Source organism: Actinoplanes missouriensis 431, assembly GCF_000284295.1.
Taxonomy (GTDB): Bacteria; Actinomycetota; Actinomycetes; order Mycobacteriales; family Micromonosporaceae; genus Actinoplanes; species Actinoplanes missouriensis.
The window spans coordinates 6,724,754-6,748,534 of sequence record NC_017093.1; the positions used below are offsets into that span (position 1 = coordinate 6,724,754).

Consider the following 23,781-nt stretch of genomic DNA (forward strand, 5'->3'; position numbering starts at 1 on the left):
GGCGGATAGCGACGGAGGTAACTGGGTAGGGGGAACCTCATGCCTCAGCCCGGAGAGTTGCTAGGTGGCCGCTACCGGCTCGACGACCGGATAGCCGCAGGCGGCATGGGAGACGTCTGGCGCGCCACGGACACCGTCCTGGATCGGCCGGTCGCCGTGAAGACGCTGCTGGCCGGATACGCCGGTGACGAGTCGTTCCGGAGCCGGTTCCACCACGAGGCGCGGGCCATGGCGGCGCTGCGGCACGCGGGTGTCGTCCCGGTCTACGACTTCGGTGACACCGGTGACGGCGCCTACCTCGTGATGGCCCGCGTCGACGGCCAGCCGCTGGACCGGCGGATCGCCGAACGCGGCGCGCTGAGCCCGGCGGAGACCATGTCGATCGTGGCTCAGGCCGCGCGGGCCCTGGCGGCCGCGCACGACACCGGGATCGTGCATCGCGACGTCAAACCCGGCAACCTGATCATCGAACCGGACGGCACCGTCGTCCTCGTCGACTTCGGCGTCGCCCGGTCCGCGCAGTCGGTGACGCTCACCGGCGCGCGGGAGGTGGTGGGCACCGCGCTGTACATCGCTCCGGAGCAGGTGTCTAAGCAGGCCACCGGCCCGGCCGCCGACGTGTACGCGCTCGGCGTCGTCGCCTACCACTGCCTCGCCGGCCACCCGCCGTTCCTCGGCGACAACCCGCTCGCCGTGGCGTTGCAGCACGTGACCGACGAGCCGCCGCCGCTACCCGCCGGCGTGCCGGCGCCGGTGCGGGACCTGATCGCCACGGCGCTGGCGAAGGATCCGGCCGCCCGGTTCCCGTCGGCAGCGGCCATGGCGGACGCGGCGGACCGGGCCGTGGCCGGCACCGACCTGTCGGCGACCCTCGCCGGCGGCGCCGACACCGTCCGATTCAGTCCCGGAGCGGCCGGGACAGCGGGAGCAGCCGGGATAGCGGGAGCAGCCGGGACAACGGGAGCAGCCGGGATAGCGGGAGCGGCCGCCGCTTCGACGTCACCTGCCGAGACCGCGGTGACCTCGACCCGCGCGTGGACCCCACCGCCCGGAAGCATCCCGCCGCCGGACCCCACCGCGCGCACCGGTCCCGGCAAGCGACGCCACCTCGTCCTCCTCTCCGCCCTGCTCGCGGCCCTCATCGGCGCCGGAACCCTGATCGCGGTGGCCGACCCGTTCGGCTTCTTCCCCGCGACCGCCCCGGCGACCACCGAGCCCGCGCCCCAGGAGTCGGCGAGCAAGCCCGGCGGCGCCGCGAAGGAGAACCGGAACGACGCCGGCGAGGCCGCGACGACGAGCACCAAGGGCCAGGAGAAGAAGAGGTCCGCCGAGAGCCCGGCGGCCCGCGCCTCGCGGACCACCACGGCGCCCGCCGCCACCGCGACCACGCAGCCGGAGACCACCGCCCCGGAGACGACCGCGACCACTACACCCGCCGAGGATCCGGCGACCGCGACGACCGCGCCGGAGACCACCACGAACCCGACCGGCGACTCCGGCGGGAACGGCAACGGGAACGGCAACGGCAACGGCGGCGGAAACGGCAATGGCAACGGCAACGGCAACGGGGACGACGAGGAGGACGGGAGTAACGCGGAAAACGAGCAAGAGACCGAATAGTGACGGTATAACTGTGCTGACTCTGTGTGCCGGTCGGTAGTATCGGCACTTTCAGTCCGCAGGGCGAGTCGGCGTTTGCGGGGCGATTCGAAGGCAGGACATGTCGGTCATCCACGGCTCCGGTGTCACCTCACGTGCTTCCGAGACGTCGGCACCGGCCGGCAGACCCCGCCCGCATCTCGGCTTCCGGCCGGACATCGAGGGCATGCGCGCGATCGCGGTGACCCTCGTGGTCCTCTCGCACGCCGGTGTCGCGGCGCTGGCCGGCGGTTACGTGGGCGTCGACGTCTTCTTCGTGATCTCCGGATTCCTGATCACCACGCTGCTCCTCAAGGAGTTGGACCGTACCGGCACCGTCTCGCTGGCCAGCTTCTACGCCCGCCGGGCGGTGCGCCTGCTGCCGGCCTCGGCGGTGGTCCTGGTCGCCACGCTGGCCGGCGCCTGGCTCTGGCTGCCGTCGACCCGGTTCCACTCGATCAGCCTGGACGCGCTCTTCACCACGTTCTACGGCATCAACTGGCGCCTGGCCGACGAGGGCGTGCAGTACCTGAACGCCGACGCCGCCCCCTCGCCTCTGCAACACTTCTGGTCGCTGGCCGTCGAGGAGCAGTTCTACCTGGTCTGGCCGCTGCTCATGCTGGTCTACGCCGCGGTCTGGGCCCGCCGCCGCACCCGGCCCAAGGTCGCCATCCCGGCCCAGCGCACCTCCAGCTTCGCGGAGAGCAGGCCTGAGAACCCCGGGCAAACCCCCTCCGCGGTACGGGTGAAGCACGTCCCGCTGACCGTGATCCTCGCCCTGATCGCGGTGATCTCGCTGGTCGCCAGCATCACGCAGACCGAGTCGGCGGCCCCCTGGGCGTACTTCGGAGCGCACACCCGCGCCTGGGAGCTGGCGATCGGCGCGCTCGTGGCGGTCGGCGCCTCCCGGCTGGCCGGCCTGCCCGGCCGGTTCGCCGCCGTGCTGACCTGGCTCGGCATGGCCGCCGTGATCAGCTCGGCGTTCCTCTACGGCGAGGACACCGCGTTCCCCGGCTCGGCCGCGCTGCTGCCGGTCCTCGGGTCCGCGGCGATCATCGCGGCCGGTTGCGCCGCGCCGGCGGGCAGCGCCGCGGTGGTGCTGCGCACCCGGCCGTTCCAGCTGATCGGGCGGTACTCGTACAGCTGGTACCTGTGGCACTGGCCGGTGCTGATGATCGGTCCCGCGGCGCTCGGCCGGGAGCCGTCGCTGAAACTCGGGCTGGCGCTCTCCGCCGCGTCGCTGCTGGTCGCCGTCGCGTCGTACCACCTGGTGGAGAACCCGGTCCGGAACCGTCCCTGGATCAAGTCGAGCGCCCGCCGCGGCCTGGCCGTCGGGCTGGCGCTGACCGCGGTGACGGCCGGCCTCTCCCTGGCCGCCACCCGGTTCACCCCGTCGGTGACGACCGGTGACGCGGTCGCGGAGACGGGCGGCCTGCTCGCCGGGGCGACCGATCCGCGGGCCGAGTTGCGTACCCTGCTGGCCGAGGCCGCGCAGCAGCGCACGCTGCCGGCGAACCTGCGCCCGGCCCCGGCGGACGCCGCCAAGGACCAGCCGGTGATCTACCGGGACCACTGCCACGTCGACTATCCGTTCGTCGCCGCCGACAACCCCTGTGTGTACGGCGACCGCTCCGCCTCCGACGCGATGTTCCTGCTCGGCGACTCGCACGCGGCCCACTGGTTCCCCGCGGTCGACGCGGTCGCCCGGGAGCGCGGCCTGAAACTCTTCTCCCGGACGAAGGCCGCCTGCCAGGCCCCGTCGGTGCTGGTCTTCAACGGCGTGCTGAAGCGGCCCTACCAGGAGTGCGCGGAGTGGCGGGAGAAGGTCTTCGCCGAGATCGACGAGCAGCGGCCGAAATTCGTGGTCCTCTCCTCGAACGGCGGGGACAGCGGCGGCCTGGTCTCGCCGGAGAACAAGCCGCTGGACCGCGGGCCGGACCGGGACAAACTCTGGGTGGACGCCTGGGACCGCACGCTCGACCGGATCGAGAAAGCCGGCGCCACACCCGTCCTGCTGCTGGACACCCCGTGGCCGGCCGGGTCGACGCCGGAGTGCGTGGTGACCCACCCGGACGCGGTGAACCGGTGCGCCCGCCCGGCGCGGGAGGCGTTCGTGGAGCCCGCCCGCCGGAAACTGGTCGCGGCGGCCGCCCGGGAGCGGGGCGCCACGGTGATCGACACGAAGGACTGGTTCTGCACCGCGCAGGTCTGCCCGGCGGTCGTCGGCAACCTGATGGTCTGGAAGGACAGCAGCCACATCAGCACCGGGTACGCCGAGATGCTGACGCCGCTGCTGAGCAGGGGCATGCCGAAGTAACCGCCCGGGAAATCCGGTACCGGCCGGTACCGGATCATCGGGCGGCGATCATCGAACCGGAGGACGAACGTCCGAACCGGGGGAAACACGTCCGAAACTTCCAGCTGCGAGCATTCCGGGGCGCGATCGGGAGGTCCCTTTGTTCCTCAGCCAGCACGAGCAGGAAAGACTGCTCATCCACGTGGCGGCCGACGTCGCCCGGCGCCGCCGAGACCGGGGTCTGCGGCTCAACCATCCGGAAGCCACCGCGATCATCACCGCGTTCCTGCTGGAGGGGGCGCGCGACGGCCGTACCGTCGCGGACCTGATGGACGCCGGGCGCCGGGTGCTGACCCGCGACGACGTCCTGGAGGGGGTGCCCGAGATGCTCGCCGAGGTGCAGGTCGAGGCGACCTTCCCGGACGGCACCAAGCTCGTCACCGTGCACGGGCCGATCTCATGACGGTCCCCGGCGAGATCCTGTACGGCGACGGCGACATCGAGATCAACGCGGGCCGCCCGACCCGGGCGCTGACCGTGCACAACACCGGTGACCGGCCGGTCCAGGTCGGATCGCATTTCCACTTCGCCGAGTCCAACGCGGCTCTGGAGTTCGACCGGGACGCCGCCTGGGGTTACCGCCTCGGCGTGCCGGCCGGCACGTCGGTGCGGTTCGAGCCGGGCATCCCGCGTGACGTCACGCTGGTGGCTCTGGCCGGCCGGCGCATCGTCCCGGGCCTGCGCGGCCTGGCCGGCGGCCCGCTCGACGCCGAGGCGCCGGCCCCGGAACCCGATCCGTCCGACATCGAACCGGCCGGTTCCCTCGACGAGGACACCGGCGAGAGCCAGCCCACCGGCGACAACGGCAGCCCGCGGTGAGCCGCTCCCCGCTGCACGGGCACAGCCTGAACGGAGAGCCGGCATGACCAGACTGGACCGCAGCCGGTACGCCGCCCTCTACGGGCCCACCGCCGGTGACCGGATCCGGCTCGCCGACACCAACCTGCTGATCGAGATCGAGGAGGACCGCAGCTGCGGGCCGCGGCCCGGGGACGAGGTCGTCTTCGGCGGCGGCAAGGTGATCCGCGAGTCGATGGGACAGTCCCGCGCCACCCGCGCCGAGGGCACCCCGGACACCGTGATCACCGGCGTGGTCGTCCTCGACCACTGGGGCGTCGTCAAGGCCGACGTGGGCATCCGCGACGGGCGGATCGCGGCGATCGGCAAGGCCGGCAACCCGGACACCATGGACGGGGTCCACCCGGACCTGGTGATCGGCGCCAGCACCGAGATCATCGCGGGTAACGGCAAGATCCTGACGGCCGGCGCGATCGACAGCCACGTCCACCTGATCAGCCCGACCATCCTGGACACCGCGCTCGCGTCCGGCATCACCACGATCATCGGCGGCGGCACCGGGCCGGCCGAGGGCACCAAGGCGACCACCGTCACGCCGAACGCCTGGCACCTGGCCCGGATGCTGGAGTCGCTGGACACCTGGCCGATCAACGTGCTGCTGCTCGGCAAGGGCAACACGATGTCCACCGAGTCGATGTGGGAGCAGCTGCGCGGCGGCGCCGGCGGTTTCAAGCTGCACGAGGACTGGGGCACCACGCCTGCCGCGATCGACGCCTGCCTGACCGTGGCGGACGCCTCCGGCGTGCAGATCGCGATCCACACCGACACGCTGAACGAGGCGGGCTTCGTCGAGGAGACGTTGCGGGCCATCGCCGGGCGCTCGATCCACGCGTACCACACCGAGGGGGCCGGCGGCGGGCACGCGCCGGACATCATCACCGTCGCGTCCCACCCGAACATCCTGCCGTCCTCGACGAACCCGACCCGGCCGTACACCCGTAACACCCTCAGCGAGCACCTCGACATGCTGATGGTCTGCCACCACCTGAACTCGGCGGTGCCGGAGGATCTGGCGTTCGCGGAGAGCCGGATCCGGCCGTCCACCATGGCCGCCGAGGACTACCTGCACGACCTCGGGGCGATCTCGATGATCGGCTCGGACTCGCAGGCGATGGGCCGGGTCGGTGAGGTGATCACGCGTACCTGGCAGACCGCGCACGTCATGAAGGCGCGCGTCGGCGCACTCGCGGGCGACGGCGCCGCCGACAACAACCGGGCGAAACGGTACGTCGCGAAATACACGCTCTGCCCGGCCGTCGCGCACGGCATGGCCGAGCAGGTCGGTTCGGTCGAGCCGGGGAAACTCGCCGACCTGGTGCTCTGGGACCCGGCCTTCTTCGGCGTCCGGCCGTCGCTCGTGATCAAGGGCGGGATGATCGCGTACGCGCAGATGGGCGACGCGAACGCCTCCATCCCGACGCCGCAGCCGATGCTGCCACGGCCGATGTTCGGGTCCTACGGCGTCGTGCCGTCGCAGACGTCGGTGGCGTTCGTCGCCCCGGCGGCCATCGACGCGCTGCTCTCCGACCGGATCGGGGTGAAACGGGCGCTCGTCCCGGTCTCCGACACCCGGTCGGTGGGCAAGGCCGACATGGTGCACAACGACGCGATGCCGCGGATCGAGGTCAGCGCGGACACCTTCGAGGTACGGATCGACGGCCAGGTCATCGAGCCCGAGCCGGTGTCGGAGCTGCCCATGGCTCAGCGGTACTTCCTGTTCTGACATGAGCCGGATCTGACATGAGCCTGATCTGACATGAGCCCGATCTGACATGAGTCTTGCAACGTTGCTGCTGCTCGCGGACGGGCGGCTGCCGTCCGGCGGCCATGCCCACTCGGGCGGGCTGGAGGCCCAGGTCGCGGCGGGCCGGGTCACCGACGTCACCGGGCTGGACGGGTTCCTCCGCGGCCGGCTCGCCACCGGGGGCCTGGTCGCCGCGGCGTTCGCGGCGGCCGCCTGCGCGGACGTGAGCCGCGGCGCCGAGCTCGACGACGGTCTCGACGCGCGGACACCCTCCCCCGCGCTGCGCAAGGCGTCCCGGGCGCAGGGCCGCGCGCTGCTCCGGGCCGGCCGGGCGATGTGGCAGCTGCCCGGCAGACGCGGCCGGGACCCGCATCAGCCGGTCGCGCTCGGGTTTCTGGCCGCGGCTGCCGGGCTGACGCCCGCCGAGGCCGCGGTCGCCGCGGCGCACGGCACGATCACCGGTCCGGCCAGCGCGGCGGTCCGGCTCCTCGGGCTTGATCCGTACGGCGTGCACGCCCTGCTCGCCCGTCTCACTTCCGACTGTGACCGGATCGCGGCGCTGGCCGCGGCCCGGCAGCACGACGCGGTCGACGACCTGCCGGCCGCGGGAGCTCCCCTGCTCGACATCGGCGCCGAGCACCACGCCACCTGGGAGGTGCGTCTCTTTGCATCCTGAACTCCATGATCACGGCCCGGACGAGGTCCCTCACACCCACCCGGAAGCGGGAGTGGACCCGCACGAGCCGCTCGCCGCCGGCACCCGCGCGCTGCGGATCGGCATCGGCGGGCCGGTCGGCTCGGGCAAGACCGCGCTCGTCGCCGCCCTGTGCCGGGCGCTCGGTGCCCAGTTGCGGCTGGCGGTCGTCACCAACGACATCTACACCACCGAGGACGCGGACTTCCTGCTGCGCAACGGGGTGCTGCCGGCCGAGCGGATCCGCGCGGTCGAGACCGGCTGCTGCCCGCACACCGCGATCCGCGACGACATCTCGGCGAACCTGGACGCCGTCGAGGACCTCGAGGAGAAACTGGGCCCGCTCGACCTGGTGCTGGTGGAGAGCGGCGGGGACAACCTGACCGCGACGTTCAGCAAGGGCCTGATCGACCAGCAGATCTTCGTGGTCGACGTGTCCGGCGGGGACAAGGTGCCGCGCAAGGGCGGTCCCGGCGTCACCACGTCCGACCTGCTCGTCATCAACAAGACCGACCTGGCCCCGCTGGTCGGCGCGGACCTGTCGGTGATGGAACGCGACGCGGGCGCCCGGCGCGGCGCGCTGCCGACCGTGTTCCTGTCGCTGGCGCAGGACAAGCACGCCACCCCGGTGGCGGACTGGATCCGCTCCCTGGTGGCTGATGCGCGCTGAGGCGCGGGTCGTCGCCTGCTCCGACGGGAGTGGGGGGACCCGGCTGGACGTTCTGCGGGGGGAGTCGCCGCTGCTGCTGCGGCGGACCGGTCCGCGGGCCGGCGCCGGGGTCACCGTGCATCTCGTGGGGGGTGCGGCCGGGCCGCTGCGTGGCGACGAGCTGCGGCTGGAGATCGAGGTAGGGCCGGGGGCGTGGCTGGAGTTCCGCAGCGTGGCAGCCTCTCTTGCGCTGCCGGGACGGTCGTTCCTGCCGGCCTCGCGGCTCACCGTCACGGCCACTGTCGCGCCGGGTGGGACGCTGCGGTACCTTCCGGAGCCGCTGATCGCGGCCGCCGGATGTGACCATGTCGCGATCACCCGGGTGGACGTCGCCGAGGGCGGGTCGCTGCTCTGGCGCGACGATCTGGTGTGCGGGCGGCATCGGGAGGAGTCCGGGGACGTCCGGGCCGGCATGACCGTGCGGTACGGCGGGACCACCGTCTATCGCCATGAGCTGTCGGTCGGCCCGGGTGCGCCGGGCTGGGCGGGCGCCGCCGTCCTCGGTGAGGGCCGCGCGATCGGCACCGTCGTGGCGGTGGGCCCGGAGAGCGCCGTCATCGGCCCGGGAAGCGGCGCCGGTCAGGAAGGCGCCACCCAGCCTGCAAGCGGTTCCGGAGGCACCGGCGTGCGGGCGGATCGGAAGCCCGGCGGGGACGCCGCGGTCATGGGGCTGGCTCGGGGCGGGGTGCTGGTCAGTGCCGTGGGGGCGGACAGCCGGCAGGTGGCGGCTGCTCTGGACCCCTGGTGCGCCCGGGATCCGCGGGGCGCCGGGGGAAGCCCGCCCGTGCCGCGGGACGACCCGCGGCCCGCGTTGCAGCGGTAGCGAAAGTCGCCGGACGGCCGGGCGCGGGCAGACGGCCGCGCGGCAGGCACGGGACTCTGGCCGGCCGTACCGGAAAGGGAAGCGGGAGTGGACCGGCTGGGGTGACCGGAGGCCGCCCCAGCCGGTGCCGGATCAGGCGGCGACCGCGATCGGGACGCCGTGGCTGTCGGTCAGCGCGAGCCGCGTGTGCAGGCTGCCCTGCTGGGCCACCTTCGCGAAATACTCGGTGCGGCGACGCTGCAGACAGCCCTTGCGGGTACGGGGGCCGCCTGCCGCGACGGTGAGGAGTTCCGGCGCGAGCGAGCTGTTCAGGCCCTCCCGGAGCAGGCGCAGCGCCTCCGTGCGCAGCTGGGAGATCCGGGATTCGGTGACGCCGAGCCGGGCCGCCACCTCGCTGAGCGGTTGTTCCTGCAAGAAGGATTCCTGCACGACCTGACGCAGCCGTTCGGGAAGCGCCTGGATGGCCTGATGCAGGTAGCCGAGCCGTTCCCGCTTCAGCAACAGATCCTCCGGGCCCTCAGATGTCTCCGGCACCATCTCCTCGGCCGCTCCCGTCGGGAAACCCTGAAGGCTGAGAAGCGAGGCCTTCTGCACGTCGTCCTCGACGCTCGCGAGTTCGGTGACGCCGATGCCGAGCACCTCGGCGACCTCGGCGTCACTGGGCGTGCGACCCAGCGCGGCGGTGAGCTCCTGTCGTGCGGTGGCCGCCTTGCGCGCCCGGGCCCGCACCGATCGGCTGGCCCAGTCCTGCCCGCGCAGCTCGTCCAGGAGCGCCCCGCGGATCCGCACCGCGGCGAAGCGGTGGAACGGGATGCCCCGGGTCACGTCGAACGAACGGGCGGCTCCCAGCAGCGCCGCGAACCCGGCTGAGGAGAGGTCATCTGAGTGGACATGGCCGGGTACGCGGTTGAGCAGTTCCCGGACCAGATGGCCAACCATCGGCATGTTTTCGCGGATCAGGTCCTCGATGTCGCGCGCCGAGGGCGCGTCGTGGGTGACGCCGATGGTGGCGGGGAGTTCGGTCGTGGTGGTCACGTAGTCCTCCTCGCTTGGACGAACCGGCTGATGAACACCGGCTGACGAGAAGAACCATGGCTGCCGCAGGGTGCAGCGGAGCCCGAACTCGGTTGTTTTTATGGAGTTTTTTCATGAAAAACCTCAGAAACGAGGCGAGAAACATCGAACCCCTCCCACCCGTACGGATGGAAGGGGCTGGTGTGACTCGACGGGTCTAGTGCAGCACCGAAACGCGCGGCACCAGCATCTCCGTGAGCTCGGAGCGGACCCACTCCATCCGGCGCACCGCGACGTCCGGATGGTCACCGAACTCCGACGCGACGCCGGCCGCGCAGCCGTCACTGCCGTGCCGCAGGATCATCGTCGTGATGGCGTCCTCCACCGTTTCCCGGCTGGGACACTCCGACGGCTGCAAGCACGAGACGAACAGCGCCTCGGCGGCCAGTTCCCTGACTGTGCTGATCATGTCGATCTCCCGTGTCGACGACCTGCTTGACTCCGGTGCAACACCCGAAAGCTCATCTTCCTCACGAGTGAGACGCCGGCCGGCAGCCACGCCGTGCGAAAGCATCGCAATCCGGGGCAGAAAGCCCGGAGCAGAAGCGCCTGTCGGTATCCCCTTCACGGTAACGCGGTGATCGGCTGCTCGGCCTCCGGTTTTCCGGGTGAGCCGCCGCGTCACTCCGGGGTGACCGGATCCGGGCAGGGCTCGTCCTCGGCCTCCGCGTCGCACGGGTTGTCGATGCCGGTGCCGGGCTCGGGCGGCGGCGAGGTGCTCGGACTGGGCGAGGGGCTCGGACTAGGCGAGGGGCTTGAAGATCCGGGCTCCTCGGAAGGTGGTTTTGGTGGGGGTGCCGACGACGGCACGTCGTCACTGGGATCCGTTGTGGTCGGTTTCGACACGCTGGTGCTGGGCACTGGCTTGATCGGAACCATGGTCCGGGAGGAGGACGGCCGCGGCGCCGTCGGGCTGATGTGCACGTTGCCGCCGGGATCGATCGAGATGCCCGGCGCCGGATTGGTGGTCGGGTCGCCGAAACGCACCTGGCCGTCGGCGAGGTGCACGACCGGACGGGACGGCTGGCCCGGCTCGGCCGACACGTACGCCTCGCACTTCGTCCCGTTGAGCTTGAAGACCATCGGCGCCGCGTTGCTCTCGGTGTAGCGACCGGTGATCTGCAGGGTGACCGTTTTCTGGGCGGCCAGCGCGTTCACCGAGGAGACCGTGACCGCGCGGTCCTGCTGGGCCAGCACGGTCTTGCCGTTGCCGGAGACGGTCTGGTCGCCGTTCATCAGGAACCAGAGGTCCCACTCCCGCACCGGGGCGTCCGCCCGGTTCGCGACGGTGACCTGGGCCTTGAACCGGTGGTCGTCGTCGGACCAGACGGCGTAGCTGACCACGCAGTTGCCGGCGACGGGAACGATGCTGGCCCGCGGCGCGGCGGGCGCGCCGGCCGCTTCCGGCCGCTCCTCACCGATCGCCGACCAGCCGTAGACGAGGGCGGAGAGCAGCGCGACGGTGCCGACGACCACCAAAGCGCGGCGGGCGCGCACCTGGTTCCGGCTGTGACCGGGCCGGGCCGGGGCGCGGCGGACGCCGGGCCGCGGGCGCCGGGACGCAGCGGCGGCGGCGACGCCGGCCCGGAGGGCGCCGAGCCGGGCTCGGCCCGTTTCGGCGCGGCGGGGGACGGCTCGGTGACGGCCGAGCCGACGACCGGGTGCACCGCGTTCGGATCGGTCGGGCCACCGGCGGCAGCGGCGGCCGGGCCGAAACCCGCGTACGGATAACCGGACGGCAGGATGAAGGTGTCCTCACCGTCGGCCCAGTGCGCCTCGAAACCGGAGGTGACCGGCGGCGCCCCCGCGGCGAGGCCGGCCAGCACGTGGGCCACCTCGGCGGTCGGCGGCCGGTCCGCGGGCCGTTTCTCCAGGCAGCGGCCGATCAGCGCCTCGACGGCCGGTGGCAGCCCGTCGACGGGTGGCAGCGGCTCGGGCTCGACGTACTGATGGGCGCGGAGCAGCGCGGTGGTCGTGCCGACGTCCCACGGCAGCTGGCCGATCAGCATCCGGTAGACCAGCAGCCCCACCGCGTAGACGTCGGTGGCCGGGCTGACCTGGCCGCCCTCCAGCCGCTCGGGCGCGAGGTAGGCCGGGGTGCCCATCAGGCTCCCGTCCGGGTCGACGTCGTTCTCACCGATCAGGGCGGAGATGCCGAAGTCGACGACCTTGGCACCGGCCGGGGTGAGCATCACGTTGGCCGGGGTGACGTCGCGGTGCACGATGCCGCGCGCGTGCGCCGAGGCGAGAGCGGCCGCGACCTCGGCGCTGATCCGCACGGCGGTGGGCCACGGCAGCGTCCGGACCCGGGCCAGGACGGCGGCCAGCGACTCGCCGTCGACGAGCTCCATCACGACGTACGGCACCGGCTCACCGTCGACGGTGGTCGCCTCGCCGTAGTCGTACACATTGGTGATGTGCGGATGCGTGAGCCGCGCCGCGGCCTGAGCCTCCGCGCGCAGCCTGCGCCGGAACGAGGGATCGGTGCTGGTGGACGGCGGCAGGACCTTGACCGCGACCTGCCTGCCGAGGACTTCGTCGAACCCTCGCCACACCACTGACATCCCGCCGGCACCCAGGCGCTCGACCAGTCGATATCGACCGGCGAGCAGCCCGGAACCGGGCAGGTCCGTCGTGCTCATGTGCCCCCACATGCGCGCTTCGAGATAACACCGGGCCGCACCGCCATGCCGCCTGGTGCCGGGCGAGTCGGGCCCACCATCGGACCCTGAGCATCCCCCATCGGCGGCGAGGATGTTAGTCCCCATCCGTCCCCAGTACGACCTGCCGGAAGGCGATCTAGCAGGCACTCGTCACCGTCAGTGGGGACCGTGCGGCCGCTCGTGCGCGGGCGGGATCGGCGCTGCGGCACCGGGTGTGCACGCAGCGCCACGACTACGCGGAGATAATGCCCGCTTCGTCGGAACTTGCAGTTTCAACGATCGGAGTGTCCACCTCGGAGAGTTTCACCATCGGTCAATACCTCACTACGGAGAGAGATCGACTCTGTCCAAGATCTGTCATCCGCCTCACCCACGCGTCCGGGTCGCGGTGAGGCTCCGGGCCACCGACGGAACGGCTCCCGGCGCCGCCGCCGAAGGCAGCTTCAGCACCGGCGCCCCGGCCGCCGGAACCGCGCCGAGACCGGCCAGGAACGCCCGCGTCGCCGCCCACTTCTCGTAGATCACCAGAACCACCTCGCCCGGCGCGGCCAGACCCAGCGCCTTCGTGATCGCGTCCCGGCAGCCGTCCGCGCGCACCGCCCGCAACTGCGGGCGGCGGGCCCGCATCTCCCGCTCGACCAGATCGACGACCTCGCCCGGCCGGCGGCCCCGCGGGTCCTCGTCCTCGTAGAGCACCACCCGGGTCAGCCCGTCCGCGAGCACCTGCGCCGACGCCGCGAGCAGGTCCTCCCGGCGATCACCGGGCAGGGTCACCGCCGCCACGCAGCGCTCCGCGCCCCAGAGCCGGTGCAGCGTCCGCAGGGTCGCCGCGAGAGCCGCCGGATTGTGCCCGTAGTCCACGAACACCGACACCTCACCGACGCGCAGCAGCGTGCCCCGGCCCGGGTTCTCCACGCTCGGATCGAACTCGCCGAGCCGGTCCACCAGGCTCTCCGGGCGGGCGCCGAGAGCCCGGGCGGCGGCGATCGCGGCGAGCGTGTTCGCGGCCACGTGCAGGGCCGCGCCGCCGAGCGCGCCGGGCACCTCGGCGAGACGGATCAGGGGCGTACGCCGGGCTCCCGTGGCCTGCACCAGCCAGCCGTCGTGCAGTACGTACGCGGTCGCGCCCCGGCCCAGATGCTGGGTCACCACCGGGTTCTCCGGGTCCAGGCCGAACCAGACGAGACGCTTGCGGTCGGCCCGCACCCGGGGGCGGTCCGCGAGGCTGCGCACCCACGGGTCGTCGGCGTTGAGTACGAGCGTGCCGCCGTCCCGGACCCGCTCGGCGACCACCGCCTTCAGATGCGCCAGATCCTCGATCGAGTCGAGCCCGTCCTGCCCGAGGTGGTCGGCGGTGATGTTGGTGATCACGCCGACGTCGGTCCAGTCGTATCCCAGCCCGCGCCGCAGCAGCCCGCCCCGCGCGGTCTCCAGCACGGCCGCCTCCACCTGGGGGTCGCCGAGGACCATCTGCGCCGAGCGGGGACCCGTCGCGTCGGCCACCAGCACGGTCCGCCCGTCGATCGCCACGCCGTCGGTCGCGGCCGTGCCGACCCGCATCCCGCTGCCGCTGAGCAGGTGCGCGGTGAGCTTCGTGACCGAGGTCTTGCCGTTCGTCCCGGTGACCGCGACGGTCGGGATCCGGCCGTCCGACCCGCCCGGGAACATCGCCCGCACGATCGCGTCGCCGACGTCCCGGGCCCGGCCGTGCACTGGGGACAGGTGCATCCGCAGGCCGGGCGCGGCGTTCACCTCGATCACCCCGGCGTGCACCCGGTCCGGGTCGGCGAGCGGCGGCAGCGGCGCCGCGATGTCGGTGAGCCGCAGGTCGATCCCGGCGATGTCGAGCCCGGTCAGGCCGGCCACCCGCTGGCACACCCTGGTCACGTCCGGGTGCACCTGGTCGGTGACGTCCCGGCTGGTACCACCGGTGGAGAGGTTCGCGGTGTCCCGCAGCCAGACCGTCACCCCCTCGGCGGGCACGCTGCCCGGCGTGTGCCCCTGCCGCCACAGCGCCCGTTCGGCGTTCTCGTCCAGCTCGATCCGGGTCAGCGCCCGGCAGTGCCCGGGACCCCGCCGCGGGTCCGCGTTCGCGGCCGTGACCAGCTCGGTCACGGTGGCCCGGCCGTCGCCGACCACGTGCGCCGCCACCCGCTCGGCGGCGGCGACCACCTCGCCGGCGACCACCAGCACCCGGTAGTCCCGGCCGGCCAGCTGCCGCTCCACCACCACGTCCCCGCCGGCCTCGGCGAACGCCCGCTCCACCTCGTCCGGCGCGCTCAGGTTGAGCGCCACCCGGTGCCCCTGCGCGCCGTTGCGCGGCTTGACCACCACCGGCGCGCCGAGCTCGCCGAGGAGCGCCACCGCCTCCGCCGGGGTACGGGCGGAGCCGCCCGGCGCCACCGGGATGCCCGCCTCGCCGAGCAGTCGGCGGGTGACGTGCTTGTCACCGGCGATGTCCACGCCGATGCCGCTGGTCCGGTCGGTCATCGCGGCCCAGGCCAGGCGGCGCCGATTGCCCCAGCCGAGGCGGAGCAGACTGAGGTCGTCGAAACGTTCCACCGGGATGCCGCGGCGACGGGCCGCCTCGATGATCGACCGGGTGCTCGGGCCGGCCGCCTCCCGCTCGGCCAGAACCGCGAGGTCGGCGAGGCGCTGCGACAACCCACCCCCGCGCAGCCCCGGACCCAGGCGTACCGGCGACGGCCCGCCGTGCACCGCGAGGACCAGGTCGATCGCCGCCTCGAACAGCTCACCGGGCACCCGGGAGCCGGGCGACTCGTCCACCGGGCACTCCACGATCACGTCGTAGACGCCCGGTTCGCCGGCCCCGACGGTGCGGCCGAAGTTCACGTCCCGGCCGATCATCTGGGACAGCTCCAGGCAGACGTGCTCGGTGACGTGCCCGAAGTAGGTGCCGTTGCGCAGCCGGCTGACGAAACCGCCCGGAGCGCCGGCCGCGCAGTGGTGCTCGGCCAGGCCGGGCAGCGATCTCAGCAGCCGCTCGGTGAAGCCGGTGACATCGGTCGTCTCCAGCCCGGCGAGCTCCTCCAGACGCAGCCGGGCCACGACCGCGGGACGCGACAGGTAGACGTTGGGGCCGCGCAGGCGGCGCAGAAACTCGATCTTCATGCGGCTCGTTCCCGTTCTGCGGCGGGCGTGCCGGCGACCGGTCGGCGGCCCGGAAGGTGGAAGGTGTACCCGGCGGGCAGCACATGAATCGTGGCCCCGGCCAGCGCGATCGGCCCGCTCGGCGGGACCTGGATGTCGGTGGCGGTGCCGGCGTCCACCACCGTGACCGCGCCGCTGCCGAGCACCTCGAAACAGTCGCCCTCGGTCAGGATCGCGGTGTCCTCGTCGATGCCGAGGCCGAGTTCGTGCGGGTACCGCGCGACCGCGCTGAGCAGCCGGTTCAGCCGCCCGCGCTCGCCGAAATGCTGATCGATCAGTACGCCCGGCAGGAACTCCAGCCCCGGCCCGGTGCGCACGCTGCCCGCCGTGATCCGCTGACTCTCCCCGCCGGTGATCATCGTGGCCGACATCATCGCGGCGCCCGCGCTGGTGCCGGCCAGGATCAGATCGCCCTCGCTCACCAGCTCCTGCAGCAGCGAGTCGGTCGCCGTGCCGCCGATCACGCTGGTGATCCGCTCCTGGTCACCCCCGGTGAAGAAGACACCCGTCGCGGCCCGCAGCACCGGCTCGACCCCCGGCGCGTTGGCGTCGGCCCGCGTCACGATCCGCAGCGCCCGCACACTGCCGGCGCCGGACATCTGCGCCGCGTGGGCGGCAGCCGCCGCATCAGGTTCCGCACTGGCGGTCGCGATCACCACGATCCGCGCCGCCGCTCCCCCGGCCAGCTCGACGAACCGCGCGAGCAGCCCCGGGCCCGCGGCCCCGCCCATGATGAACAGGCGGCCGTGGTGCGGATCGATGCTGCCGTTCACCGCTCCTCCTCGACGGGGGCTCGCACACTCCGGCACAGCCGGGGCGGCCCACCATCGAGGCTAATCGGAACAAAACCGAAACATCCGCCTAATCAGATTTGTCGGGTAAGTCCGGCGGTGCTCGCCTCCCCGTCTGGCGACCTCGCCGCCTCAGGCCCCGGGCATCTCGAAAAGGAGGCAACTCGACGTCGCGTGCGCCACCAGCCGCCCCGCCGCGTCCACCAGCCGCGCCTCCGCCAGCGCGGTTCGCCGCCCTTGCTGCAACACCGCCCCGGTGCAGGTCAGACGACCCGACTCCACGGTCACCGCGCGGAGGAACTTCACGTTCAGGTCCATGCTCGTGTACCCCACCCCGGCGGGCAGCGTGCTGTGCACCGAGCACGCCGCGGCCGTGTCCAGCAGGGTCGAGATCACACCGCCGTGGACGGTGCCGAGCGGGTTGTAGTGGAATTCCTGCGGGTCGAGCGTGATCGTGACGCTTCCCTCTTCGGCGTGCAGGCCCGCCGCGTCGATCAGGTTCATGATGGGCGGGGGAGGCAGTTCGCCGGCGGCCATCGCCTGGAGGATCTCCATGCCGCTGCGCCGGCCGAGCCGGCTGGCGTGCTCGGCGGGGTCGGACCAGCCGAAGGTGCGGGTCCGGAGCGTGGCGGGGTCCTGAGTCTGCGTCATGGATTCAGGCTGGCACCGGCTTGCTGCGTCTGTCAACGAGACCTAGCGTTGGCGGCATGGTCGGACATGTCACACACCCCACCGGGAAACCCGCCGCGCTCGACTGGTCCGTCGACAACTGCACGCTCGCCCGCGCCATGGAGATCCTCGGCGAGAAGTGGACGGTCGTCGTGCTGCGCGAGGTCTTCAACGGCGTCCGGCGGTTCGACGACATGCGGGTCCGCACCGGCATCCCCCGCCAGGTGCTGACGAATCGTCTCGCCGCCCTGGTCGGGCACGGTGTGCTGCGGCGCGAGCCCTACCGGGAGCCGGGCGCGCGGGCCCGCCACGAGTACCGTCTGACCGACAAGGGCTTCGACCTGTACCCGATGCTGATCGCCGTCGCCGAGTGGGGCAACCGTTACCTGGCCGACCCGGAGGGCCCGCCGATCCGCTACGCGCACCGGGACTGCGGCGCGGAGATCCGGGTAGAGATGCGCTGCGCCGCCGGTCACGACGTGTCCGACAACCGGGCGGTGCTGCCCCAGCCGGGACCTGGAGCACATCGGCGCTCCTGAACGGCGCACGTGGGTACGTTGCACGCGTGATCACAACAACGGGTCCGTGGACGCCCTTGAAGGACCCGGTCTATCGGATGCTCTGGCTGGCCGTTCTCGCCAGCAACGCCGGCACCTGGATGCAGACGGTCGGCGCGCAGTGGCTGGTCGTGCACGAACCGGACGCGGCGACCTGGACCAGCCTCGTGCAGACCGTCACCACCCTGCCGGTGCTCCTGTTCGCCCTCCCCGCGGGCACCCTCGCGGACGCCCTGGATCGGCGGCGGCTGCTCCTTGCCGTACAGATCGGGCTCTTCGGGGTGGCCTCGGTCCTGACCGCGCTCGCCGCGCTGGACCACCTCTCTCCCCCGCTCCTGCTGGTCTTCACGTTCCTGCTCGGGTGCGGGCAGGCGCTCACGCTGCCGTCCTGGCAGGCGGTGATCCCCGAGGTGGTGCCGCACGACCAGCTGCCGGCGGCCTCCGCGCTCGGCGCGGTCAACACGAACCTGGCCCGGTCGGCCGGTCCGGCGGTCGGTGGCCTGCTGGTGGCGCAGTTCGGGTCGGCGGCGGTGTTCGGGCTGAACGCGCTCTCCTTCGCGGTCTTCGCGCTGGCCCTGGTGCGGTGGCGGCGCGACCCGCAGCCGCCGACCGGGCAGGCCGAGCGGTTCGGGTCCGCGCTGCGCGCCGGGGAACGCTATGTGCGCTGGTCACCGGTGGTCCGGCGAATCCTCGGACGGGTGCTGCTCTTCGTGCTTCCGGGCAGTGTGGTCTGGGCGCTGCTGCCGGTGGTGGCACGCCAGGAGCTGAGCATGGGCGCGCAGGGCTACGGCGTTCTGCTCGCCGCGCTCGGCATCGGCGCGATCGCCGGGGCTCTGCTGATGCCCCGCGCCCGCCGTCTGCTCAGCACCGACCAGATGATCGTCGCGACCGGGCTGGTCTACGGCGCGGCGCTGGCCGTGGTGGCGTTCGTGCCGCACACGATCGCCGTGGTGCCCGCGCTGGTCCTCGGCGGCGCTGCCTGGATGATGCTGGTGTCCCGGATGAACGCCGCGATGCAGCTGGTCCTGCCGAACTGGGTGCGCGCCCGCGCGCTCGCCATCTATCAGCTGGTCTTCGCCGGTGGCCAGGCGATCGGTGCGCTGCTCTGGGGCCAGTTCGCCTCGGCCTTCGGCCTCGATTCCGCGTTTGCCACGGCCGCGGCGGTGATGGCGGCGGGCCTTCTTCTGGTACGGGTTTGGCCCGTCCACACCCACGAGAACGACGACTACACGCCGGCCGTCTACTGGGCCGAGCCGCATCTCGTGATCGAGCCGCACCGCGACGACGGGCCGGTGCTGATCTCGGCACGGTACCGGGTCCGGCAGGAGAACGCGGCCGCCTTTCTCACCGCCATGCAGCGGGTTCGCGGGTCACGGATGCGCACCGGGGCCTCGCAGTGGGGACTGTTCCGGGACACCGCGGACGCCGAGTTGTTCGTGGAGGCCTATCTGGTGCCGACGTGGGACGAGCACCTGCGCCAGCACGAGGGGCGCCTCACCGAGTCCGACGAGCGGATGGAGGAGCGGGCGATCGCGCTGGCCGAGGGCGCGCCGGAGGTGACGCACCTGCTCGCGACCGACCGCTGAGCCGAGATGCGGGCACTCAGCGGCCGGTCGTGTGAGGGAACGCCGGGGCCCGCGGCCGGCAGTGTGTCGGAACGCCGGGCCGGCGGCCGGCAGCGTGAGGGAGCGCCGGGGCCGGCGGCGGGATGCGCCGGCGGAAGGGGCGTCAGTCGCTCCTTGCGCCGGCGGGAGCCGCGGACCGTACCGATTAAAGGCCTTTGATCTGGGGTCGGAGATCGTCGGCCGGGGGCATCCAGGTCTGCGGGTCGGCATCGACCTGCTCGCCGGAACGGATGTCCTTGACCGAGTGGCCGTCCGCGCCGGGGAACCAGACGAACGGGATGCCGCGGCGGTCGGCGAACTGGATCTGCTTGCCGAATTTCGCGGCGGTGGGCGCCACCTCGGTCGGGACGCCGCGGCGGCGCAGGCCGGCGGCGATGCGCTCACAGTTCGCGCGCTCGTCCTCGCTGGGCAGGGCGATCACGACGGCGGTGGGCACCGAGCGGGAGACGGTCAGCGCGTCCCGGCCGAAGAGCAGGCCGAGCATGCGGGAGACGCCGATCGAGATGCCGACGCCGGGGAAGCGGGTGTTGCCGACGGAGGCGAGGTTCTCGTAGCGGCCGCCGGAGCAGATCGAGCCGAACCGCTCGTAGCCTTCCAGCTGGGTCTCGTAGACCGTGCCGGTGTAGTAGTCGAGGCCGCGGGCGATCTTCAGCTCGGCACGGATCAGGCCGGGGGCGTGCTCGTTCGCCGCCTCGACGACCTGACGCAGCTCGTCCAGGCCCTCGTCGAGCAGCGGGTCGTCGACCTTAAGGGCTTTGACGTGATCGACGAACGAAGCGTCAGATGTCGAAATTTCGGCCAATTTCAGGCAGAGGCGGGCCTGCGCGTCGGTCGCGCCCGCCGTCTCGACCAGGAGCGCGGCCACCTTCTCCGGGCCGATCTTGTCGAGTTTGTCGACCGTGCGCAGGACCTGGGCGGTGTCCTCCAGGCCGAGACCGCGGTAGAAGCCCTCGCACACCTTGCGGTTGTTGACCTGGATGACCGCCTTCGGGATCGGCAGCGAGCGGAACGCGTCGCCGATCACCAGGGGCATCTCGGTGTCGAAGTGGAACGGCAGGGTGTCCCGGTTGACCACGTCGATGTCGGCCTGGAGGAACTCGCGGTAGCGGCCCTCCTGCGGGCGCTCGCCCCGCCACACCTTCTGGATCTGGTAACGGCGGAACGGGAACTGCAGCTTGCCGTGGTTCTCCGTGACGAACCGAGCGAACGGGACGGTCAGGTCGAAGTGCAGACCGAGCTGGTCCTCCTTCGTGGAGTTCTCGTCCTCCTGGAGGCGGCGCAGGAGGTAGACCTCCTTGGACGTCTCACCCTTGGAGAGAAGCGTGTCGATCGACTCGACGGCCCGGGTCTCGAGCGGGGCGAAGCCGTAGAGCTCGAAGGTGGAGCGGATCTTGTCGAGCACGTACTGCTCGATCATGCGCTGCGACGGCAGCCATTCGGGAAAACCGGAAATTGGCACTTTTACTCCGTAAGTCAGAAACCGCGGCGCGGCGCTGCGGTCAACTCCCGCAGGTACGGGTTCGACGCGCGCTCACGGCCGATGGTGGTGGCCGGACCGTGGCCGGGCAGCACGACGGTGTCGTCGGCCAGCGGCAGGATCTTGTCCCGCAGGCTGGTCATCATCGTCGCGGTGTCGCCGCCCGGCAGGTCGGTGCGTCCGATGGACCCTGCGAAGAGGACGTCTCCGGAGAAACAGATCTCTTCCGGTTCGTTCGCCGAACCTGGCAGGCGGAACAGCACCGACCCGCCGGTATGGCCCGGCGCGTGGTCGACGGTGATCTCGAGACCCGCGATGCTCAGCACCGCGCCGTCGGTCAGCTCCGCGACGTCCTCGGGCTCCGAGTACTCCAGGCGGCCACCGAAGATCTGGTTCAGGTCGGCGCTCAGACCCTTCGACGGGTCGGCCAGCATCTCCAGGTCGGCGGGGTGCACGTAGGCCGTGATGCCGCGCGCGCCGCAGACCGGCGCGACGGAGAAGGTGTGGTCCAGGTGCCCGTGCGTGAGCAGCACCGCGGCCGGGTGCAACCGGTGCTGGGCGAGGGTCTCCTCCAGCTGGTCGAGCACCCCGATGCCCGGGTCGACGATCAGGCACTGCTCGCCCGGACCGGCGGCCACCACGTAGCAGTTGGTGCCGAAGGCCTCGGCCGGGAAGCCGGTGACGAGCACGGTGGGACCTACCTATTCATGGGCGCTGCACAGGTGCGGAATCGTAACGAGCCTAGCCGGGCGGGCGCACACCACTTTCTCAGGAGGTACCCGTACACTCTTGCGGGCGTGTGGCGTGCCGCACCCCTTGACATACACAGGGAAGGACAGCGTTCGGTGGCTCCCAGCAAGGACCGGCAGCGCAAACTCGCGCGGGCGAAATTCGATCGGCAACAGGCCCGCCGAGCCGAGCGCGAGCGCCGCCGACGCCGGATCACAGCCGGCCTCGGCACCGGCCTGGCGGTGCTGCTGATCGTCGCCGGAGTGGCCTGGGCGGGCGGCGCCTTCGACAGCGACGACAACGACGCGACGACCGAGGCCGCCGACATCTGCCTGTGGACGCCGCTGGACGCGAAGACGAACACCGATCTCAAAGAGGTCGGCACCCCGCCGACGAAGGACCTGCCCGAGACCGGCACCGAGACCATGACGATCACCACCGACAAGGGCGACCCGATCCAGGTCGGCCTCGACGTGGAGAACGCGACGTGTGCGGCGGCCAGCTTCTCGTACCTGGCGGGCAAGAAGTTCTTCGACGGCACCACGTGCCACGAGATCACCACTGAGGGCGCGGTGCGCTGCGGCGACCCGACCGGCACCGGCAACGGCGGCCCGACGTACAGCTTCTACAGCGAGAACCTGCCGGCCGCGGCCCCGGAGCCCGCGCCCAGCGCGAGCGCGGCGCCGACCGCCGAGGTGACCTACCCGAAGGGCACGGTCGCGATGATCGGCAACCCGCCGGGCAGCAACGGCAGCCAGTTCCTCCTGTTCTTCAAGGACTTCACCGCGGCCAACCCGCAGTACACGATCGTCGGCACGGTCACCGCGGGCCTCGACACGCTCGAGAAGATCGGCAAGATCCCGACCGTCGAGACGACCGGGGGCGACAAGATCAGCCCGAAAGAGAAGATCACCATCAAGAGCCTGACTGTCGGTACGGCCGGATCCCCGGCCCCGTCAGCGAGCGCGGCGCAGTCATGAGCACCCCGGACGAGAGCGGCAGGACCGTGAGTGACACAGAGCTGAGTGGAAGCGACCCCAGTGGCACGGAGCTGACCGGCTCGGACGCCGGCACGCCGGACGAGAGCGGCCCCGACGCGAGTTCGGCGGACGAGACCAGCAGGAGGAACGACGTGTCGTCGATCAAGGACAGGCAGCGCGCCGCGGCGCGGGCCCGCCTCGAGAAGGAGATGGCCGAACGGGCCACGGCCGCGCGCAAGCGCCGCCGCAACCGGGCGGTCATCGGTTCCGCCCTCGCGGTGGTGGTCATCGCCGGCGTGGCGTTCGTCCTCGTCAACACGCTGAAGTCCGACGAGGAGGCCGGCGACCCGACGGTCGCCGCCGCCGGCACGGTCTCCTGCAACTGGACCCCGGCGGACGAGTCCACCGGCGGCAAGGTCAAGGACGTCGGCATGCCGCCGGCCACGGTTCCGAACACCGGCACCAGCACGCTGACCTTCGACACCAACCTCGGCAAGATCTCGGCGACGATCGACCTGGCCAAGGCGCCGTGCACCGGGGCAAGCTTCAAGCACCTCGCCGAGGCGAAGTTCCTCGACAACACCAAGTGCCACCGGCTGGTCAACGAGGACACGTTCAAGGTCCTGCAGTGCGGCGACCCGTTCGCCTCCGGCAAGGGCTACCGCGAGACCGACGGCACCGGCGGCCCGGGCTACACGATGGCCGAGGAGAACCTGCCGACCGGCTCGGCGAAGCCGTACCCGGCGGGCTCCATCGCCATGGCGAACACCGGCCAGCCCGGCAGCACCGGCAGCCAGTTCTTCATCTGCTCGGAGGACACCCAGCTGTCCCCGAACTACACGCTCCTCGGCACCATCACGAGCGGACTGGACATCGTGAAGGACGTCGTGAAGGCCGGCGATGACGGCGCGTTCGACGCTTCCGCGGGTGGCGGGCACCCGAAGAAGGAGCTCGACATCAAGACGATGACGGTGTCGTAGGTTTTTTTGGTTCTTCTGCTTCTGCGGGCGGCTCCTTCGGGGGTCGCCCGCTTTTGTTGTTTGGTCTGCGCCTGCTGGGACGGTTTTGGGCGGGGGATGGCCCACTCCGGGCGGTCAGGCTTGATCCCTGCGTGGGCCATCCCCCGCCCAAAACCTTGCCTGGTTGCGCTGGGCGACGCGCCGCCCGCTTCTCCGGTGGCCCCATCCCCCACCGTGGGCGATCCCCGGACGCTTCGGCCTCCT

General features: G+C 72.0%; 21 protein-coding genes. 12 read left to right on the forward strand and 9 right to left on the reverse strand.

Translation table 11 applies throughout. The features are described 5' to 3' along the window. Nucleotides 1-39: 39 nt before the first annotated feature. The 8 genes from AMIS_RS30805 (at nt 40) to AMIS_RS30840 (ending at nt 8,822) form a co-directional block, all read left to right on the forward strand. Nucleotides 40-1,620, forward strand: coding sequence for a serine/threonine-protein kinase (locus AMIS_RS30805; protein ID WP_014446361.1), 1,581 nt, complete (start codon nt 40-42; stop codon nt 1,618-1,620). Nucleotides 1,621-1,720: 100 nt separating this feature from the next. Continuing rightward, nucleotides 1,721-3,955: an acyltransferase family protein gene (locus AMIS_RS30810; protein WP_014446362.1), complete on the forward strand. Its 2,235-nt coding sequence runs from the start codon at nt 1,721-1,723 to the stop codon at nt 3,953-3,955. A gap of 139 nt (nt 3,956-4,094) precedes the next feature. After that, on the forward strand, nt 4,095-4,397 hold the full coding sequence (locus tag AMIS_RS30815; protein ID WP_014446363.1) for an urease subunit gamma: 303 nt from the start codon (nt 4,095-4,097) through the stop codon (nt 4,395-4,397). Next, a complete protein-coding gene (locus tag AMIS_RS30820) occupies nt 4,394-4,813 on the forward strand; it encodes an urease subunit beta (RefSeq protein WP_014446364.1) in 420 nt (139 codons plus the stop codon). Before AMIS_RS30815 ends, AMIS_RS30820 begins: the two co-directional genes overlap by 4 nt. A gap of 43 nt (nt 4,814-4,856) precedes the next feature. Next, nucleotides 4,857-6,575 carry an urease subunit alpha gene (locus AMIS_RS30825; RefSeq protein WP_014446365.1) on the forward strand — a complete coding sequence of 573 codons (1,719 nt, stop codon included), beginning with the start codon at nt 4,857-4,859 and terminating at the stop codon, nt 6,573-6,575. Nucleotides 6,576-6,624: 49 nt separating this feature from the next. Then, a complete protein-coding gene (locus AMIS_RS30830) occupies nt 6,625-7,272 on the forward strand; it encodes an urease accessory protein UreF (protein WP_014446366.1) in 648 nt (215 codons plus the stop codon). Next, nucleotides 7,262-7,960 (forward strand): urease accessory protein UreG, encoded by a 699-nt coding sequence (ureG, locus tag AMIS_RS30835; protein WP_041830163.1) that lies wholly within the window; start codon nt 7,262-7,264, stop codon nt 7,958-7,960. The genes AMIS_RS30830 and ureG overlap by 11 nt, the downstream gene beginning before the upstream one ends. Then, nucleotides 7,950-8,822 (forward strand): urease accessory protein UreD, encoded by an 873-nt coding sequence (locus AMIS_RS30840; RefSeq protein WP_014446368.1) that lies wholly within the window; start codon nt 7,950-7,952, stop codon nt 8,820-8,822. Before ureG ends, AMIS_RS30840 begins: the two co-directional genes overlap by 11 nt. A gap of 132 nt (nt 8,823-8,954) precedes the next feature. Here AMIS_RS30840 and AMIS_RS30845 read toward each other — a convergent pair whose 3' ends face one another. From AMIS_RS30845 to AMIS_RS30875, 7 genes are all read right to left on the reverse strand, one after another. Then, on the reverse strand, nt 8,955-9,857 hold the full coding sequence (locus AMIS_RS30845; protein ID WP_014446369.1) for a sigma-70 family RNA polymerase sigma factor: 903 nt from the start codon (nt 9,855-9,857) through the stop codon (nt 8,955-8,957). A 196-nt stretch (nt 9,858-10,053) separates the two neighbouring features. Further along, nucleotides 10,054-10,305, reverse strand: coding sequence for a hypothetical protein (locus AMIS_RS30850; protein WP_014446370.1), 252 nt, complete (start codon nt 10,303-10,305; stop codon nt 10,054-10,056). Nucleotides 10,306-10,517: 212 nt separating this feature from the next. Then, nucleotides 10,518-11,240, reverse strand: coding sequence for a cellulose binding domain-containing protein (locus AMIS_RS30855; RefSeq protein ID WP_041830164.1), 723 nt, complete (start codon nt 11,238-11,240; stop codon nt 10,518-10,520). Then, nucleotides 11,132-12,538: a serine/threonine-protein kinase gene (locus AMIS_RS44335; protein ID WP_051042210.1), complete on the reverse strand. Its 1,407-nt coding sequence runs from the start codon at nt 12,536-12,538 to the stop codon at nt 11,132-11,134. Before AMIS_RS44335 ends, AMIS_RS30855 begins: the two co-directional genes overlap by 109 nt. A gap of 387 nt (nt 12,539-12,925) precedes the next feature. Further along, a complete protein-coding gene (cphA, locus tag AMIS_RS30865) occupies nt 12,926-15,691 on the reverse strand; it encodes a cyanophycin synthetase (protein WP_014446373.1) in 2,766 nt (921 codons plus the stop codon). Next, nucleotides 15,688-16,503, reverse strand: a complete 816-nt coding sequence (locus AMIS_RS30870; RefSeq protein WP_014446374.1) for a cyanophycinase — start codon at nt 16,501-16,503, stop codon at nt 15,688-15,690. The genes cphA and AMIS_RS30870 overlap by 4 nt, the downstream gene beginning before the upstream one ends. Nucleotides 16,504-16,653: 150 nt before the next feature. Next, nucleotides 16,654-17,172, reverse strand: a complete 519-nt coding sequence (locus tag AMIS_RS30875) for a PaaI family thioesterase (RefSeq protein ID WP_014446375.1) — start codon at nt 17,170-17,172, stop codon at nt 16,654-16,656. Between the two features lie 56 nt (nt 17,173-17,228). Between AMIS_RS30875 and AMIS_RS30880 the strand changes: the two genes are divergently transcribed. After that, entirely contained in the window at nt 17,229-17,729 is a 501-nt protein-coding gene (locus tag AMIS_RS30880) for a winged helix-turn-helix transcriptional regulator (RefSeq protein ID WP_014446376.1), read from the forward strand. 26 nt (nt 17,730-17,755) lie between these two features. Next, entirely contained in the window at nt 17,756-19,333 is a 1,578-nt protein-coding gene (locus tag AMIS_RS30885) for an MFS transporter (RefSeq protein ID WP_014446377.1), read from the forward strand. A 184-nt stretch (nt 19,334-19,517) separates the two neighbouring features. Here the strand turns inward: AMIS_RS30885 and hisS are convergent, their stop codons facing one another. Then, nucleotides 19,518-20,831 (reverse strand): histidine--tRNA ligase, encoded by a 1,314-nt coding sequence (hisS, locus tag AMIS_RS30890; protein ID WP_041830165.1) that lies wholly within the window; start codon nt 20,829-20,831, stop codon nt 19,518-19,520. Between the two features lie 14 nt (nt 20,832-20,845). After that, the gene (locus AMIS_RS30895; RefSeq protein ID WP_014446379.1) at nt 20,846-21,538 is read right to left on the reverse strand and encodes an MBL fold metallo-hydrolase; all 693 of its coding nucleotides are present in this window, start codon (nt 21,536-21,538) and stop codon (nt 20,846-20,848) included. 156 nt (nt 21,539-21,694) lie between these two features. On the opposite strand from AMIS_RS30895, the gene AMIS_RS30900 reads away from it, so the two are divergent. Both AMIS_RS30900 and AMIS_RS30905 read left to right on the forward strand, forming a co-directional pair. After that, nucleotides 21,695-22,558: a peptidylprolyl isomerase gene (locus tag AMIS_RS30900; protein WP_014446380.1), complete on the forward strand. Its 864-nt coding sequence runs from the start codon at nt 21,695-21,697 to the stop codon at nt 22,556-22,558. Nucleotides 22,559-22,710: 152 nt separating this feature from the next. Continuing rightward, nucleotides 22,711-23,538 carry a peptidylprolyl isomerase gene (locus tag AMIS_RS30905; protein WP_041831468.1) on the forward strand — a complete coding sequence of 276 codons (828 nt, stop codon included), beginning with the start codon at nt 22,711-22,713 and terminating at the stop codon, nt 23,536-23,538. Nucleotides 23,539-23,781 lie beyond the last annotated feature (243 nt).

What these genes read in the sequence shown, in the direction of transcription:
- AMIS_RS30805 (WP_014446361.1), top strand. Translation starts at nt 40, where the DNA reads ATGCCTCAGCCCGGAGAGTTGCTAGGTGGCCGCTACCGGCTCGACGAC.
- AMIS_RS30810 (WP_014446362.1), top strand. Translation starts at nt 1,721, where the DNA reads ATGTCGGTCATCCACGGCTCCGGTGTCACCTCACGTGCTTCCGAGACG.
- AMIS_RS30820 (WP_014446364.1), top strand. Translation starts at nt 4,394, where the DNA reads ATGACGGTCCCCGGCGAGATCCTGTACGGCGACGGCGACATCGAGATC.
- AMIS_RS30825 (WP_014446365.1), top strand. Translation starts at nt 4,857, where the DNA reads ATGACCAGACTGGACCGCAGCCGGTACGCCGCCCTCTACGGGCCCACC.
- AMIS_RS30830 (WP_014446366.1), top strand. Translation starts at nt 6,625, where the DNA reads ATGAGTCTTGCAACGTTGCTGCTGCTCGCGGACGGGCGGCTGCCGTCC.
- AMIS_RS30840 (WP_014446368.1), top strand. Translation starts at nt 7,950, where the DNA reads ATGCGCGCTGAGGCGCGGGTCGTCGCCTGCTCCGACGGGAGTGGGGGG.
- AMIS_RS30850 (WP_014446370.1), bottom strand. Translation starts at nt 10,305, where the DNA reads ATGATCAGCACAGTCAGGGAACTGGCCGCCGAGGCGCTGTTCGTCTCG.
- AMIS_RS44335 (WP_051042210.1), bottom strand. Translation starts at nt 12,538, where the DNA reads ATGAGCACGACGGACCTGCCCGGTTCCGGGCTGCTCGCCGGTCGATAT.
- cphA (WP_014446373.1), bottom strand. Translation starts at nt 15,691, where the DNA reads ATGAAGATCGAGTTTCTGCGCCGCCTGCGCGGCCCCAACGTCTACCTG.
- AMIS_RS30875 (WP_014446375.1), bottom strand. Translation starts at nt 17,172, where the DNA reads ATGACGCAGACTCAGGACCCCGCCACGCTCCGGACCCGCACCTTCGGC.
- AMIS_RS30880 (WP_014446376.1), top strand. Translation starts at nt 17,229, where the DNA reads ATGGTCGGACATGTCACACACCCCACCGGGAAACCCGCCGCGCTCGAC.